Origin of the sequence: Pseudomonas sp. SORT22 (assembly GCF_018417635.1) — a bacterium.
In the GTDB taxonomy this organism is placed as follows: domain Bacteria; phylum Pseudomonadota; class Gammaproteobacteria; order Pseudomonadales; family Pseudomonadaceae; genus Aquipseudomonas.
Genome location: NZ_CP071007.1, coordinates 3,120,239 through 3,136,900 on the forward strand (window position 1 = coordinate 3,120,239; position 16,662 = coordinate 3,136,900).

Here is a 16,662-nt window from a genome sequence, read left to right on the forward strand (position 1 = left end):
ACTGGGGGTTGCCGGGGAATATAGCGCCAGGGAGGAGGGGGGTCGATTAGCACAAATGGGCTAATGGCATATTGATATAATTTTTTATCTATCGTTGTGACAAGGATATCCGCATGCCCATTTATCTCGCAGCAGAGCAACAGCTGAACGTAGGACACGCCACCGTCATCGAGGCACCGGCGCAGGAGGGGCCTTTTGTCGTGGTCTTCGAGGACGATGAAAATACCGCCTATTTCTACGCCCTGGACAGCAGTGCCAGTGACAACCCGATCCAGGATGCGCTGCATATCTATAACGTCGAGGATATCTCCGACCGGGAGAAGCCCTCGACAGTGAAGATCGGCTGGTCCATGGACCACAGCAAGGCGGTGCTGCTGATCAATGAGTATCCCCATGCCGTGTTTGATTTTACCGGCAAGCAGGGTTACTGCCATTCCGGCTTTCCGCCGTCTGTGGGGAAGGGCTGGTCGCTGCAGGGGCATGAGTGGCAGGAAGACGTACTCAAGCTGTTTGCCTGAGGCGTGAATATATAACTCAACTAAATAGTTATTTAGTTGAGTTATATTTTAAGGCCATAAAAAAGAGCAGGGCAGTAGCGTACTTCCAGGTTCACCCTTGTTCAATGGCCGCGTGGGGAAACTCCTCGCGCAACGCCTGGCTCAACCACTCGATAAACCATGCGGCATCTTCCGACAACGGCTGTTGCGGTGTCAGCACTTGATAACTTTCAAGTGCAATTTGCGCGTCGGTACAACGCACCAGCGAGCCGTCTGCCAGTTCATGTTTGACCAGCACTTCGGTGGCCAGGGCAATCCCGTGCCCACGCCGGGCCAGGTTCAAGGCAATGTCGTTGCTCATGTGCGAGGTATTCGACCTGACCTTGAGCGGTAACTGTTGCGCCGCAAACCAGCTGTTCCACCAGGTGCCGTCGTCGACGTGAATCAGCTCGCAGTTCGGCAAGTCCTGCACCTGCAGGGCTTTATTCGGCAATTTTGCCAGGTACGTCGGCGAACAGACCGGGAAAACCGGCGGTTTGATCATCCTCAGAAACACCCCTGAATGCTCGCCCGGCAGGCCAAAACCGATACCCAGGTCAGCCTGACGGGCATCCACTGACGTGAACGAGGCATTGGGTTCAATGGCCAGCTTCAGGCCCGGGCGCAGGCTGCGCACTGCATCGACATGCGGCGTCAACCAACGCGAAGCGAACGCCGGCACGCACAGAATGCGCAGCCAGCGCTCCTGCTGGCGACTTGCAACCCGCGAGCCGGCATCGGCCAGAATCTTCAGGGCCTGGGTCGCGGCCCGGTGAAACTCAAGCCCGGCCGCGGTCAGAGTAACGCCGCGGGGCGTACGCTCGAGCAGTTGCACGCCCAGCCAGTCCTCAAGGTTTTTCACGTGGCGGCCAATGGCCGGCTGGGTCACGTGCAGCGCCCGCGAAGCGGCCACGTAACTGCCCAGGCGCGCAGCCGCCTCGAAGGCACGAATGGCATTGAGCGGAGGCAGACGGTCGCTGGGCATGGCGTTCACTGTTGTTAGTTTTTGTAATATCGACCCGGACTTTATTGTTCTTTTCCCGCCCCGGCAAGTTGATAAGCTCGAAATCGACTGACGCAATTTCACTGGATGTCGAGGAAGTACCGATGTTACGCAGAACAATAAAAAAACAATCCACCCAGGTTTTTTCGCTGTTGGCATTGAGCATTGCCGCACTGGGCTTGACCCATAGCGGTATCAGCCTGGCTAGCGACCAAGGCGCACACTGTGGCGTTCCAGGGCTCAGCGTTTGCCCGCAACCCTTTGATAAAACGCTGCCCGACCCGCACAACATGCTGACCTGGGACCAGGCCACACGGGTAGTGGGTTTTCGTAATACCTACCGCCTGTACGAAGGCGATGTATTCAGCACCCAGGGCGCCAAACCATCGCCATTAATGCCGGCCAGCAGCCCATTGCCAGCCATTGACTATGCAATGAACGGCAAGCACTTCAGCATCGATAACTACATCGCCAACCAGAGCGTCACCGGCCTGTTGATCCTCAAGGAAGGCAAGATTGCCTACGAGTACTACGGCAAGGGCAACAGCGAAAACACCCTGTGGACCTCGCGTTCAGTGGCCAAATCGGTGGTCAGCGTGCTGGTGGGCGTGGCGATAAAAGAAGGCAAGATCAACTCGGTGGACGACAAGATCACCCGGTACATCCCGGAACTCAAAGGCACGGCCTGGCAAGAGGTGACCTTGCACCAGTTGCTGCAGCACACCTCGGGCGTGGTCTGGGATGAAAACTACGCGTCAGCGAACTCCGATTTCTCCCACATGACCCAGTGCGAAGCCAAGCCTGCGCCATACGACTGCGTGCTCAACCTGGTCAAATCGGTGAAACGCAAACCCGGGGTCAATCCGGGCGAAGTCTGGTCCTACAATACCGGCGGCGCCTGGCTGGTGGGCCGCGTGCTGGAAAACGCCACCGGCATGACCCTGGCCAAATACCTCGAAAGTCGAATCTGGAGCCGCTACGGCATGCAGCAGGATGGCGTCTGGCATGCCTTGGTCAAAGACAAAGTCGACATGGGCGGCCACGGCTTCAACGCAGCGTTGCGTGACTGGGGCCGCTTTGGCCAGTTTGTGCTCAGCGGCGGTCAGTTACCATCGGGCGAGAAGATTCTGCCGGATGACTGGATTGCACGTTCGACACACTGGACGACAGCCAAAGGCTCGGTCACGCCATCGGCACCGAACGGACAGTACGGCTATCAATGGTGGTACTCGGCGCCGGCGCCTGATGCCAATGCCGAACCCAAGAAAACCGCCACCAGCGAACAAACGTTCTGGGCGCTTGGGATTTACGGCCAGACCATTGCAATCAACCCGGCGGAGAAACTGGTGATGGTGCAATGGTCGACGTGGCAGAACGCAGAGACACCGAGTTCGCTGTATGACGAGCAGGCGTTGTTTGTGAATGCGGTGAGTGAAGCGTTGCACGGCAAGTAACGGTGTAAGGCTGAAAACGGGTGGTGCCAGGCTTGAAATCTGTCCTGGCACTGCCCGTGGGCTGCTATAGATGACTACGCATAATGTATATTATGTTAAATCGAGTATTATGAAAGAAAGCCCGGCATCACCGCCGGGCTTCGCATTCTCCCCCTAAGCCCGCCTTTTGATCGCCACCTTCGCCCACAGCGTAAACGCCTCTGGTGGTGTCCAGCCTGAGTTTGATACGTGCTCTTGCAGGCACACGTAATGATTGCCTTCGTAACTCACGCCATCTTCCTTGAAATACCGTTGGTTCAACTGCCACTCGGGGAACTCTGGATCGGTGATGTCTCCGGCCGTTCGAACGATCAGGCTCTTGCTTGGAAGCGACTGATTCCCCTGAGCGTCTGTTGCGGTGACAAAGTAGCTGTACTGAGTGTTCGCCTTCAGGCCTGAGTCCTTCAGCGTTAACGCTGGTGTATTGCCTATCGCAGCCCCATTTCGGTACAGCGTGTAGGTCACGATCGGCCGCGGGCCGCTTGAAGCGCCCCAACTCAAGGTCATGCTGATTTCGGTGACGTCCCTGGCCGACAGGTTCGCGGGCGCCGTTGGCCGCTCGCCAGGCTGCGATTCGCCGTGAATCAACGGCGCGTAACGATCGTAGAACTCCCAGTTGTAGGCAACATTGTCCCGGGTAACGCCGTCGTCCCAGTTGATGGACCAGGTCATCAGCCCTTTGATGGCATGGCCAGCAGCGTCGAGACGCTTGAATGCATTGACAACTGCTGCAGGATCTATCACATAGCCAGTGGCCGCAGCGTCGTTGTTGGCCGGTAAGCCAATGACGAATTTATCTGCGGGGATGGCGATGTAATCCCGCGTACCGGTCACCAGGCTTTCGGTCAGGTAGTAGAGAAAATCCTCTTTCATTTCATCATTGTTCTGGGCAATCCAGGCACCTTGACCACCGTTGGCCTCCTGTACCCAGATCCCATCGCCACCCTGGTTGTAGTACTGCGGTGCGATGAAGTCGTAGTAGCCCTCAAGGGCCTGAAGGTAGCCAACGTACTTGCCGCCCACCCTGAGGTAGGGAAACTCGGGGGCCATGCTGATGATGAAGTGTTTCCCTTCGGCCTTGTAGTGATCCTTCACCAGTTTCAAGGCCGCCGGCAGCACCGTCTTGTTGTCGGCAAAATCAATCGCGCTTTGCTCCAGGTCGATATCCAGCCCGTCAAAGCCGTAGACTTCAACCAGGCGAATGATTTCATTCGCCAGTGGCTGCTCATCGCCCTTGTGCAACTCGATATGAGCGTCGGCGCCGCCCAATGAGATCAACACCGCCCTCCCCTGACTGTTGAGCACGCCGACCTGACGGCGAAACTCATCCTCGGAGAGGTTGTAGGGGCTGAAGGTAGGAATACCTTGGCCTTTCATGAAAGCCACAGCAACAACGTTGTAGTCCTTGGGTACATCCACCAGATTCAGATTGGCAAAGTGCCCACCTTGATAACCGTCACTATGGCCGGCTTGCCAGTTATGCCAGAACCCCATGAGGATTTTTTTATTGGCAATGCTAGGCATCAATGATGCTGAATCATTTACTTGCGACTTCAGTGATGAAAAATCAATTTTAGACATTGTTCTATTCCCTCAGAACTGTATTAAGGCCGTACATGGCCCGACCGATCTGCTCCCTGAAGGAGCACTCTGAGGCTAGCGCAAGGTCTTGGATTTTCCACCATGGAGCGTCTGGCAGGAGGACGTTACTCGATATCGATGACGACCTTGCCCACAGCCTTGCCCGAACCCTGCAAAACCTGTGCATCTTGGGCTTGGGCCAGGCCAAAACGGTGAGGGTCCATCAGCGGTTTGAGCTTGCCCTCTTCTGCAAGCCGCGTCGCATGCCGCAGGATTTGCCCATGGTGCGCGCGCCCTTCCCCGCTGAGCATTGGCAAAAGCACGAATATGCCTGACAGCGTCACGCAACGCAGTGAGCCAGGGGCCAGGTTATGGGAGGCGAAAGCAAAACAGCTGGCGACATGGCCATAGGCTTTGGCCGCAACCAGGGAGTCGTCCAGGCTCTGTCCGCCCACGGTGTCGTAAACGATGTCGAAGCCTTTGCCTTCAGTGAAATCCGCAACGTATTGCTCGACGGTTCTGGCGTTGTAATCGATAGGCGTAGCGCCAAAGGATGCGACGATTGCTTGCTTGCCGGCGGACGCTGTCGCGTACACCTCAGCGCCGTGTGCGGCGGCAATCTGGATTGCTACATGGCCGACTCCGCCAGCGCCGCCTTGCACCAGCACACGCTGGCCGGCCTGGACACCCGCTCGATCGACCATGCCTTCCCAGGCGGTCAAAAATACCAACGGAAGTGCCGCGGCTTCGCGCATGCTCAGGTTCTTCGGTTTCAATGCCAGCAGCGCAGCGTCGACCGCAGCATATTCGGCCAGCGAGCCCTGCAGCCCGCGAACGCCGCCGGTGAGCCCGTAAACCTCATCGCCGACGTTGAAGGCCGTCACCTCAGGCCCGGTTTCAACCACGACGCCTGCAAGGTCGGTACCGAGAATCGCGGGCAACTCCGGCATGGCATAGGGGGCAAGCCCCAGACGAATCATGTTGTCGATGGGGTTAACACCGCTGGCAGCAATGCGCACGAGGACTTCGCCCGCCCGTGGCGACGGGCGCTGTACGGTTTTCTCCACCAATGCTCCGGTCGCGTAGTCGTCTAGCACCAAGGCGCGCATCGTGTGCTGGCTGTTCATTCTGATCTCCTTAGAGGTTGTTTACAGTGGGTAATCCAGGGATTAGGGTTAGCTTGAGCCTTTAGGTATCATCTGTCGATTAGGCACTTTTTTGAAACGTAGGCACCCAATGGTAACCATGACCACACCCACTGTTCGCGATCCAGGTAATCCCATGGTGGTCTGTGAGCAATGCCCGCCTCGCAGAATTCACGCGCTTTTGGCGCCGAAATGGTCGTCCATGGTGATTTATGTGCTGAGTTTCGGCTCGATGCGAACAGGCCAGCTTCAGCGCACGATGCCGGGAATTTCAAAGAAGATGCTTACCCAGACCCTGCGCGAGCTGGAGAGTGATGGTTTGCTCGCGCGCAAGGTGCACCAGGTGGTGCCGCCCATGGTCGAGTATTCACTGACCGAGGTGGGGCACAGATTTGTCGAGCCGCTGATGGCGCTCTATGAGTGGGCAGAAGACAACGCCGAGCTTCTGGACGAGATTGAGGCCAATCGGGCGGCTTCCGGCGGCAATTTAGAGGCCAGCTAAAGCCACACCACCTCACTGGCGCAAAACAAACTCGGCCAACTGCTCAAGCGCCTGCGAACTCAACCCCGCAAATGCCGGCATCGGTACTTCCCCCCAGCGGCCACTGCCGCCCTGGCTGATATGCTCGATGAGTTTCGCGACCGCCTGGCCATCATTTTTATAGCGCTTGGCAACGTCCCGATAGGCCGGGCCGACCACTTTGTGGTCAATGGCATGGCACGCCAGGCATGCATTCTGGTCCAGCAGCACCTGCACGTCGTTGACCGGCTTGTCGGTTGCCGGCAAGACGCTGGTCTGCGGTTGCATAGCCGTTGCCAGCGCACCTGAATAAGCCCCCGCCAGGTACTCGCCGATCACCTCCACGTCCGTATCCGATACTGGCGCGCCGTAGCTGTCTTTCATCTTGCGGACCAACGCTGTCCAGTGCGCCCGGTCGAAACCTGGTGGTTGGTACTCGATGTAATCGGCCGAATGGCAGATCCCGCACTTCTGTTGCGCCAGGTTGTAGCCGGGCGCCTGCGACGGGCGCAGTTTGACTGTTTCGGCTGGCAACTCAATGGTCAGCGGCGCGGCATTCGCCTGCGCCGCGCAGGCAAGCAACAATGCTGACAGTGCAACGTGTTTAATCAACCCAGCGTTCATTGTTTCACTCCTGGACCACGGTAACCGGGGTGCTTTCGATGTCGTTCTTCAGGTAGATGGCGGGGTTCCACTGCAGTGTCCGCGGTTGCTGCTCGCCGTTGTTGCTGGTGGCGCGTACCTGCAAACCGACCTTGCCCAGGTGTCGCGGTCGCCACGCCAGTGTCCACTGGCGATACGAGTAGCGACCTAGGTCTTCGCCCAGCTGCGCCGGATGCCAACGCCGGCCACCGTCGTCCGACACCTCGACGCTGCGGATGCCGTGACCACCGTCAAAGGCAATACCTTCAAGAGTCAGCGGCTGGCCGAGTTTGACCCTGTCGCCGGCCTGCAGGCTGGTGATGAATGAACGGACTTTCAGCTGGCCGATTGGCCGGGTCTTGTCCGCTACGCTGCCGCCGGGTACGCATTGGCAGTCGTTGTCCGGCACGCGGTAGGCATTGGCCATGAAGAAGCCCTCGAAGGTGTGATCGATGACTTCGATTTCACTCAGGTGCTTGACCCAATAGGTGCCGGCATAGCCCGGCACGATCAACTTGATCGGGTAGCCGTTGAGCAAAGGAATGTCTGTGCCGTTCATGGCCCAGGCGATCATCGGTTCGTCACTGAGCGCCAGATCGATTGCCAGTGACTTGATGAACTGCGGGGTGGTAGGCAGCACCGGCTGATCGAGGCCACGAAAGGTGACCTGTTTGCCAGCGGCCTGAACCCCGGCACGCTTGAGCACGGTTTTCAACGGGATACCGGTCCATCGCGCATTGCCCATCGAACCGTTGCCCAACTGCGCACCGAACACCCGCGGCAAGCCGAAACCTCGGCTGTTACCGGAGCACTGGTTGACTGCCACCACCTCAACCGCAGGCGCCAACGCCTTGAGTTCGGCAAGGCTCAGGCTCAGCGGCGTGTCTACCAGCCCCTTGATCTGCAACTGGTAAGTGTCCGGGTCGATCGAGGTCGGGATATTGGCCAGGTGGTAGCGAACAAAAAACGCATCATTGGGCGTGAGTATCGACTCGTTAAACACCGAGAATGGCGTTTCCAGGTGCGGTGGCCGCGCGGTGATGCGCATCAGCGGCCGCTTTTGCGGATAGGCCAGCAGCTCGCGAGTGCCGTTGGCGAAATCCAGTGTTTCATTTTCGCTGGCACGACTGCCTAACGGTGTTAACGCGAGGCCAGCAGTCACAAGGCTCGCCGTCTGCAGCAAGGTACGGCGCTTGTAGGTGTTGCGGGGTTGGTCGGGCATCGTCTATTGCACTCAACAGGGAAGGAATTGCTTGCGTTTCTCCTGTTGAAACTAAGTAACTGTAGGCAGCTAGCCTATGGGAAATTTCCCAAACTCCTACGAGCGGATGCCGCGTCAACGCCCAGGAAACACCCCGGACTGCCTCAACGCCGACTCCAACACCCCCAGCGCCTGATCAAGCTCAGCCACACACACCTCAAGCCGCTCGACATCCAGCTGCGGCGCACCGCACACCGCATCCAGCTGCCGGCAGGCGCTGACCAGCTGCACCGCCCTGACCACTTGCGCGGCGCCCTTGATACGGTGGGACAGCCTCGCCAGGCTTTCGGTATCGCGCTGCGCCAGCAGCGCTGCCAGCTGTTGCCGGTCGTGCTGGTTGTTGTTGACCAATTCCTCGAGGATCTGGCGAAACTTCATCGGCTCGTTGTTGAGCAACAACTTGAGCGGCGCCAGGTCCATCACCGCCGTTGCCGCGGCCATCGGCAGGTCGGACGCGGCCAGATGCGGCTGCACCTCGGTTGGCGGGCCATCGTCATGCAAAGCGCGCAAACGCGCATCCAGTTCATCCACGCCGATTGGCTTGATCAGGCAGTCGTCCATGCCGGCCTTGATGCACAGTTCGATTCCCTCAGGTTGTGCATCAGCCGTCAGGCCAATGATGACCGTACGTTCCTCTGTGTCGCCGCCCTCTGCCTGGCGAATGGCCTGCGCCAGTTGCGAGCCGCTCATCACCGGCATGTGGCAATCGGTGATGACCACGTCGAACGCGCCCTCGGACCACCGCTCGAACGCCACCTGGCCGTTTTCAGCCTCGCTGACGTCATGGCCGAGGAAGCTCAGTTGTTGATGCAGCACGCGCCGGTTGACTTGATGATCGTCCACCACCAGTACCTGCAAGCGATAGCGTTGCCCGCTCGGCGCCTTCTGCCCCGCCTGCAGCCCGGCAACCGCCTCAAGCACCTGGAAGCGCAGCGCCATGTCTACCCGTGTGCCCTGCCCCGGCTCGCTGCTGATGCTGACCTGCCCGCCCATCATTTCGCACAGCGAACGGCAGATGACCAGGCCCAGGCCGGTGCCTTCGTTTTCCCGCACGTTGCGCTGTACCTGGACAAACGGCTGGAACAATTGCTGCTGGTCGTGTGCGGCTATGCCGATGCCTGAGTCCTCGACGATAACTTGCACATCCATCTGCGCTGAATCGTTGAGGTGGCCGACCACCGTGACTTTGACGAAGCCGGCCTCGGTGAACTTGATGGCGTTGCTCAGCAGGTTGGAGACTACCTGCTTGAAGCGCAGGGCATCGACCAGTACATCGCGGTTGATCTCGGCATCGATCTCCAGCATCAGCGTCAGGCGCTTGTGCCGGGCCAGGCCTTCGAATACCCGGGCCACCGACTCGACCAGTTCCCGCAGGTTGGCGCGCTTGGGTGAGAGGCTCATGCGCCCGGACTCGATGCGGGCAATGTCAAGAATGTCGCCGATCAGCTCCAGCAGGCCGGTCGCCGAGTTGTGGGCGATTTCGATGCTGGTGCGGTCGATGCGCTCATCGGCGGAGCGCTTGAGGATCAACTCCAGCAGGCCGATCACGGCGTTCATCGGCGTGCGGATTTCATGGCTCATGGTCGCCAGGAAACGCGTCTTGGCCCGGCTCGCTTCAACTGCCTGCTCTTTCGCCTCCTGCAACTGCTGCACCAGCCTGTGATGCTCGGTCAGGTCCATCCAGCCGCAGATCACCCCACGGGTAACACCTTGCGAATCTTCGAAGGGTTGAATCCAGTGTTCGATCCAGGCCTCTTTGCCGTGCATGCGAATGGCGTGGACCGCCTCGATCGATTGCCCTTCACGCATGGCGCGCAGGTAACTGCCGTGAAAGTCGGGAAGCGCCTGCGCCTCGATGCCGGGCATCTCGTGGATCGTCTTGTTCAAGACTTGATCGGCACTCAGGCCGACACTCGCCAGGTAGCTGCGGTTGCACGACAGCATGCGGCCGTCGACATCACGCACATACAAGGGCCGCGGCATGCTGTCGGTCAGGGTTTCAATAAACTGCAACTGGTCGTTGAGCCTGTGTTCGGCGCGCGTGCGCGCACGAATCTGGCGGCGCAGGTACAGCACCCAGACCAGGGCAAGCGCCAGCAGCACCACAGCGCCAGCCACCAGCTCGGTGATCAGCGTTCGATAATCACGCCAGGTCTCGCCGCTCATGCCAGGGGGCGAGCGCCAGCGGTTGGTAATGGCCGTGAGTTCGTCCGGCGAGATGTCCTGCAGGGCCTTGTCGAGGATCGACTGCAGCTCCGAATCGCTGCGGCGCATGGCGAAATTGGCAGTGGCCGGGCCGATGTCGAGCAATGCGTTGATGCTCAGGCCATTGTCAAACAGGCGAATGTTGTAATAGCGCGCGGTCGCCAGTGGGGCCACGGCGGCATCGGCCTTGCCTTCGTACAGCAGGTTCATGGCGTCGAGCGAGGCGCCCGCCTCGACCAGTTGTGCCTCGGGGTAACGTTCGCGCAAGGCTGTCAGCCCGACCAGGCCGGTGGGTATCGCCAGGCGTTTGCCGGCGAGGTCAGCGGGCTCGACAGGCTCACCCTGCTTGCCCAACAGCACGAAGCGGCTGGACAGAAACGGCCGGGAAAAACGCAGCACCGCGCCGCGCTCGGGGCTTGCGGTCATGATCGCAAGGTCGGCCCGTTTGTTGCGCAACGACTCGATACGTTGTGGGTAGCTGCCACTGCGCGACTGCACCTCAAAGCGCAAGCCGGTGTTCAGGGTGATGACTTCCAGCAGGTCGGCGGCAATCCCGGAGAACGCACCGTTGGCATCGAAGAAGGCCACCGGCGCCAGGTCGTCATTGATCTGCAGGCGCACCACGGGATGGCGCGCCAGCCAGCGCGACTCCTCGGTAGTGAAGGCGATTCCCTCATCGTTGGGAATGAAGCTGTTGCCCAGCCAGCGTCGGGCCAGATTGGTCAGTTGCTCCTTGCCGATCGCCTCGATGGCGATATCGACCAGGGCCTGCAAACGGCTGTTGTCGGCGCGCAAGGCATAGCCATAGCCGGCCATTGGCAAATCGACAAAGCGCTCGAAACGCAAAAAGCCATAAAAGGAATGATTCAGCCGGTAATAAGCGCTGAGCACATCATCCAGGTACAGGTCGGCCTGCCCGAACGCCGCGGCGGCAATCGCCTGGTCATGACCGGGATACACACGAATGAGCGCCTGGGGAAATCGCCGGCGCGCCTCTTCGCTGTGCTGGCTGGCAACCGCAACGGTCAAACCGGCCAGGTTGTCGGGGGATGCCTGTGGCTGGTTGGCATGCTTGAACAACGCCAGGCGATCGCGGGCAAAAGGCCGGGTGAAAATCAGTGCTTGCCCAGGCGCCTGGCGGATGTGCTGGCTCACCAGGTCAACGCTGCCAGCCTGCAACGCCCGCAATGCCGCCTGATCGTCGCTAAACGGCACCACCCGGACCTGCACCCCGAGCAATTGCGCGATCAGCGCGCTGGCGTCGGCGCTGATGCCTTCGTACTGGTTGTCATCATCGACAACCCGAAAAGGCTCGGTTTCGGTGGCCGATACGCCGATGACCAGTTCATTTTTACGCCGCAGCCAATGCCAGTCTTCGTTGCTAATGGCCACGTCGTGACGGTCAATGCGCAACTGGCTGGACAGCACTTGCGGCTCAACCGGCAAACTTGCGGCGAATACCGGGACACTTAGCAGAAACGGGTAGATCAACAGCCAGATAAATCGTAAATGCATAGGCAGGTCAGTAACCAGGGCGCGTCAAAGAGCCAGTAATCATAACCCGGTATGCCCTGCCCGTTGCTGTTCAGCGGTGTTTAGTACGATGACTGGGCAGATTATTATCAATTCCGTTGCTGGATCGCCTCTGTTTTAAAAAAGGCCATAGGACAAATCTGAAATACACTTGGAATACTCATAAAAAACAAGGAAAACAGTCAGCTTTTCAGGCAGGCATCGGTGTTAGAATTTTTAACTTCGCTCACTACACGTCGTGTGTTAAAGGTTCATGAATTTATGCATAGCGTACTGATCGTTGACGATCACCCGGTCATTCGCCTGGCGGTCAGGGTTCTTCTGGAAAACAACGGCATGCACGTGGTGGGCGAAACCGACAACGGCATCGATGCCCTTGCACTGACCCGCGAGCATGCCCCCGATGTGGTCATTCTCGATATTGGCATCCCGAAACTTGACGGGCTGTCGGTGATTTCCCGAATCAAAGCCCTGGAAACACCCAGCAAAGTCCTGGTGCTGACCTCGCAAACCGCCGATGCGGTGTGCCAGCGCTGCATCAAGATGGGCGCACGCGGCTTCGTCAACAAGGAAGAGGACCTCGGTAACCTGGTCAGCGCCTTGAAAGCAGTGCTTGCCGGCTACACCTTCTTCCCGACCTTGACCCACGAAAGCGTGATTTCGGCAGAAAACCGCTCCGAGTTCGAACGCATCCAGCAATTGACCGACCGCGAAATGGTGGTGCTGCAACACCTGGCCCAGGGCTACTCCAACAAGGCCATTGGCGAAAAACTGTTCTTGAGCAACAAGACCGTCAGTACCTACAAGACCCGCCTGCTGGAAAAACTGGGTGCGACCTCATTGGTGGAACTGGCTGAACTTGCCAAGCGTAATGCGCTGGTGTGACGCCGGCCGGGAAATAATTCAATGTAGGAAATTTCCGATGGTATTAACGGAAGTTTCCTAGTCAGATTGACGACAACAACTCCTAGACTGGCCCCAGCTCAACGGTACATCGATACCCGAGCAGCCAACGGAACCCTGGAGGGTTTCCTGTACATAATCTAGGAGTATGTAATGAAACTGAGTACCTTGACTGGCGCGATGATGACAATTGCCCTTGCTGCAGCTTCGGCTGGCGCGAGTGCAGCGGATCAAGGCAACGGCGTGATTACCTTCAAGGGCGCAATCATTGATTCGCCGTGCACCATCGCTCAAGAGTCGCAGTACCAGACTGTTGAAATGGACCAGATCTCCAACGTGGTACTGAAAGATGGCGGCAAGTCCCGCGCTACGCCATTCCGTATCGAACTGCGTGGCTGTGAGCTGGGCACCATCAAGTCGGCGACCGCAACCTTCACCGGTTCGGGTTCTACTGCCAACCCGCAACTGCTGGCCATCAACGGTACCGCCAAGGGCGCCAGCCTGGCCATCGCCGACAACAAGGGCGACCTGATCAAGCTGGGCGATGCTGCCCCTGCGCAGCAACTGTCCAACGGTAACACCTTCCTGCAGTTCCAGGCCTACCTGCAAGGCGACATGACCACCCCGAAAGAAGGCAGCCCAGTGGCCGCGACTATCGTTCCGGGTAACTTCGAAACCTTCGCCAACTTCACCCTGGCTTACCAGTAAGCCGAATCGCCTCTCTGGCGTCCCGGGCATCTGTGTTTGACAGGTGCCCGGGAAGTTTGCGGAGCCTGTGATGTATCGTCCGACCCTATTACTGCCGGTGTATCTTTGTCTGCTTGCAGGCCACGCTTACTGCGCCGAACCCATACTCAAGGCGCAAGTGCATATGGCCGGGAGCATTGTCGATGCAGCCTGTGCAATACAAGTTGGCAATGAAAACCAGACGGTGTTTCTGCAACCGACTGCAATCAACGGACTGGTCAGCGGTGAAGTCCCGATTCAACAACCGCTCAATATCTACATCACTCGCTGCATTGGAAGCAGCGCTGAAATTGCGCGAAGCCCGCACGCGTTCAAAATAACGTTTGAAGGTGATGGCCAGACCCAGTTCAACGTTCAAGGGGCGGCCAAGGGTATTGCCATACAAATTAAGGATGGTCAGGGGAAGTTGATCAGCCCGGGCATGCCTGTCGAAGACCGCACACTGTCGGCCGACAACATGGCGCTTAATTATTCCATTGCCCTGGTGGGTACCGGCCAGTCACTCGAGGCCGGCGACTTTCACGCCACGATAAAACTCAATATCCAACACTTCTGAGTGCTATCGGACTGCTGTTGCTTTCTCTTCAAGGATGCGTGTCTCGTGGATCATCGCAGGGTACTGGCTACCGCTACGTTGTGCTGTGTCGCCTCGTGGGCGGGTGCGGCCGAAGACTTCCAGTTCAATACCGACGTACTTGATGTCAAGGATCGCCAGAACCTCGACCTGCGGGTGTTTTCCAGCGCCAACTTCATCATGCCCGGCCAGTACAACTTGCTGGTTCACGTCAACCGTGATTCGTTGTCCGAAACCGACGTAGCGTTTGTTGCCCCTGAAGATGACCCCAAGGGCAGTGTCGCCTGCCTGTCGCCAGCGCTGGTGGAAGTGCTCGGCCTCAAGCCGCAAGTGCGCGACCGCCTGCTCTGGTGGCATGACGGCGAATGCCTGGACGTTACCAGCATCCCTGGTATGCAGGTGCGCGGCGACCTCAGTGCGGCCGGGCTGTACATCAGCATCCCGCAGGAGTCGCTGGAGTACATCGCGCCCAACTGGGACCCGCCCTCGCGCTGGGACGACGGCATTGCCGGGGTACTGTTCGATTACAACCTCAACGCCCAGACCACCGATCGCAAGCGCGAAAAAGGCCGCAGCGACTACCTCAGTGGCAATGGCACGGCCGGCATCAATCTCGGCGCCTGGCGCCTGCGCGGCGACTGGCAGGCCGACCTGCAGCGCGCCACCGGCGAGCCGACGCAACGCTCGTTCGAGTGGAGCCGTTTCTACGCCCTGCGCGCGATCCCCGCCTGGCAGTCGAGCCTGATCATCGGTGAGGACTACCTGGACTCCAATCTGTTCGGCAGCTTTCGCTATTCCGGCGCCAACCTCAGCAGCGACGACAACATGCTGCCGCCCAACCTCAGGGGCTATGCCCCGGAAGTCACCGGCGTGGCCAAAACCAACGCGCGGGTGATCATCCGCCAGCAAGACCGTGTGCTATACGACACCCAGGTTGCACCCGGACCGTTCCGCATCCAGGACCTCAACGATGCGGTCAGCGGCCAGCTCGACGTGCGCGTCGAAGAACAGGACGGCAGCGTGCAGACCTTCAGCATGGACACCGCCAACATTCCCTACCTGACGCGCCCGGGCTCGGTGCGCTACAAGCTCGCCGCAGGCAAACCCTCGGACTGGAACCACCAGCTGGACGGGCCGGCATTCTCCACTGGTGAATTCTCCTGGGGGGTCAGTAACGGCTGGTCGTTGTATGGCGGCGGCCTCGGGGCCAAGGACTACGGCGCACTGGCCGCCGGCGTCGGTCGTGACCTGCTGGTGTTCGGCGCGATGTCGTTCGATGTCACCCAGTCGCGCGCTTCACTGCCCGAGGGCGACACCTTGACCGGCAAGTCCTATCGCCTGAGCTACTCCAAGCGCTTCGAAGACTACGACAGCCAGGTCACCTTCGCCGGTTACCGCTTCTCGGAAAAGAACTACATGAGCATGAACGAGTTCATCGAGGCCCAGCGCGGTGATCGGCGGTTGAACCAGAGCAAGGAGTTGTACACCGCGACCCTGAGCAAGCAGTTTCGCGATGCCAACCTCAACGCGTACGTCAACTACAACCACCAGACCTACTGGGACAGCCAGGCCAGTGACCGCTACAGCTTGTCGCTGTCGCGCTACTTCAACCTCGGCCGGCTGAAGAACCTCAGCCTGTCCCTGACCGCCTACCGCAACACCGCCAACGGTGCCACCGACGATGGCGCCTACCTGTCGGTGAACATTCCCTGGGACAGCACCGGCTCGATCAGCTACAGCACCTCGGTCAACCGTGGCGACACCAGCCAGACCCTCAGCTATTACGACCAGATCGATGAGCGTAATCGCTACATGCTCAGCGTCGGCAAGTCCGACAGTGGCGAGTCCACCAGCGGCTTCCTCACCCACGAGGGCGACCTGGCCCAGGTGGTGGCCAGCGCCAGCCATCAGACCGGCGAATACACCTCCGCCGGGCTGTCGCTGCAAGGCGGCGCCACCATCACCGGCAAAGGCGCCGCGTTGCACCGCACCTCGCAGATGGGCGGCACCCGCCTGCTGGTCGACACCCAGGGTGTTGCTGGCGTGCCGGTACGCGGCAGCGGCGCGCTGACGCGCACCAACTATTTCGGCAAGGCGGTGATCGCCGACGTCAACAGCTACTACCGCAACCAGGCGAGCATCGACCTGGACCGCTTGCCCGAGGATGTCGAAGCAGTGCAATCGGTAACCCAGGCGACCCTGACCGAAGGCGCCATCGGCTACCGCAGCTTCGACGTGATCGCCGGGCACAAGGCCATGGTCATCATTCGCCTGGCCAATCGCGACGCCCCGCCCTTCGCAGCCACGGTGCAAAACAGCCGCGGCCAGGAAACCGGCATCGTCGGCGAAGGCGGTCAGGTTTATCTCAGTGGCATGCAGTCAGGAGAACGCATGTCGCTGCACTGGGACGGCAAGGCGCGATGTGACTTTACCGTGCCCGACCCGCTTTCCACGGATGGCCAACAACTGGAACTGCTGTGCCAGCCGCTCGCAACCGATAGCGACGCGGCCTGACCCGG

General features: G+C 59.3%; 13 protein-coding genes. 7 read left to right on the forward strand and 6 right to left on the reverse strand.

All coding sequences use genetic code 11. The features are described 5' to 3' along the window. The first annotated feature begins 113 nt into the window (after positions 1-113). A complete protein-coding gene (locus JYG36_RS14355; protein ID WP_195884068.1) occupies positions 114-518 on the forward strand; it encodes a DUF2251 domain-containing protein in 405 nt (134 codons plus the stop codon). A 91-nt stretch (positions 519-609) separates the two neighbouring features. Here the strand turns inward: JYG36_RS14355 and JYG36_RS14360 are convergent, their stop codons facing one another. Further along, on the reverse strand, positions 610-1,521 hold the full coding sequence (locus JYG36_RS14360) for a LysR substrate-binding domain-containing protein (protein WP_213601255.1): 912 nt from the start codon (positions 1,519-1,521) through the stop codon (positions 610-612). A 122-nt stretch (positions 1,522-1,643) separates the two neighbouring features. Here JYG36_RS14360 and JYG36_RS14365 point away from each other — a divergent pair, with 122 nt between their 5' ends. Then, a complete protein-coding gene (locus tag JYG36_RS14365) occupies positions 1,644-2,993 on the forward strand; it encodes a serine hydrolase domain-containing protein (RefSeq protein WP_213601257.1) in 1,350 nt (449 codons plus the stop codon). A 153-nt stretch (positions 2,994-3,146) separates the two neighbouring features. On the opposite strand, the gene JYG36_RS14370 is transcribed toward JYG36_RS14365, so the two are convergent. Beyond that, the gene (locus tag JYG36_RS14370) at positions 3,147-4,613 is read right to left on the reverse strand and encodes a glycosyl hydrolase family 18 protein (protein WP_213601259.1); all 1,467 of its coding nucleotides are present in this window, start codon (positions 4,611-4,613) and stop codon (positions 3,147-3,149) included. A 125-nt stretch (positions 4,614-4,738) separates the two neighbouring features. Further along, on the reverse strand, positions 4,739-5,740 hold the full coding sequence (locus JYG36_RS14375; protein WP_213601261.1) for a zinc-dependent alcohol dehydrogenase family protein: 1,002 nt from the start codon (positions 5,738-5,740) through the stop codon (positions 4,739-4,741). Between the two features lie 118 nt (positions 5,741-5,858). Here JYG36_RS14375 and JYG36_RS14380 point away from each other — a divergent pair, with 118 nt between their 5' ends. Further along, complete coding sequence (locus JYG36_RS14380) at positions 5,859-6,260, forward strand: winged helix-turn-helix transcriptional regulator (RefSeq protein WP_176794257.1); 402 nt, start codon at positions 5,859-5,861, stop codon at positions 6,258-6,260. Positions 6,261-6,272: 12 nt separating this feature from the next. On the opposite strand, the gene sorB is transcribed toward JYG36_RS14380, so the two are convergent. The 3 genes from sorB to JYG36_RS14395 form a co-directional block, all read right to left on the reverse strand. Further along, complete coding sequence (sorB, locus tag JYG36_RS14385; RefSeq protein WP_213601263.1) at positions 6,273-6,902, reverse strand: SorB family sulfite dehydrogenase c-type cytochrome subunit; 630 nt, start codon at positions 6,900-6,902, stop codon at positions 6,273-6,275. A 4-nt stretch (positions 6,903-6,906) separates the two neighbouring features. After that, positions 6,907-8,142 carry a SorA family sulfite dehydrogenase catalytic subunit gene (sorA, locus tag JYG36_RS14390; protein WP_213601265.1) on the reverse strand — a complete coding sequence of 412 codons (1,236 nt, stop codon included), beginning with the start codon at positions 8,140-8,142 and terminating at the stop codon, positions 6,907-6,909. A 114-nt stretch (positions 8,143-8,256) separates the two neighbouring features. Next, positions 8,257-11,901 carry a transporter substrate-binding domain-containing protein gene (locus tag JYG36_RS14395; RefSeq protein ID WP_249744352.1) on the reverse strand — a complete coding sequence of 1,215 codons (3,645 nt, stop codon included), beginning with the start codon at positions 11,899-11,901 and terminating at the stop codon, positions 8,257-8,259. Between the two features lie 279 nt (positions 11,902-12,180). On the opposite strand from JYG36_RS14395, the gene JYG36_RS14400 reads away from it, so the two are divergent. The 4 genes from JYG36_RS14400 (at position 12,181) to JYG36_RS14415 (ending at position 16,657) form a co-directional block, all read left to right on the forward strand. Further along, complete coding sequence (locus JYG36_RS14400) at positions 12,181-12,804, forward strand: response regulator transcription factor (RefSeq protein ID WP_213601267.1); 624 nt, start codon at positions 12,181-12,183, stop codon at positions 12,802-12,804. Positions 12,805-12,975: 171 nt separating this feature from the next. Next, complete coding sequence (locus tag JYG36_RS14405) at positions 12,976-13,530, forward strand: fimbrial protein (RefSeq protein WP_213601269.1); 555 nt, start codon at positions 12,976-12,978, stop codon at positions 13,528-13,530. A gap of 70 nt (positions 13,531-13,600) precedes the next feature. Beyond that, positions 13,601-14,125, forward strand: coding sequence for a fimbrial protein (locus JYG36_RS14410; protein ID WP_093383013.1), 525 nt, complete (start codon positions 13,601-13,603; stop codon positions 14,123-14,125). Positions 14,126-14,170: 45 nt separating this feature from the next. Further along, positions 14,171-16,657 (forward strand): outer membrane usher protein, encoded by a 2,487-nt coding sequence (locus JYG36_RS14415; RefSeq protein ID WP_213601271.1) that lies wholly within the window; start codon positions 14,171-14,173, stop codon positions 16,655-16,657. The last annotated feature ends 5 nt before the right edge of the window (positions 16,658-16,662 follow it).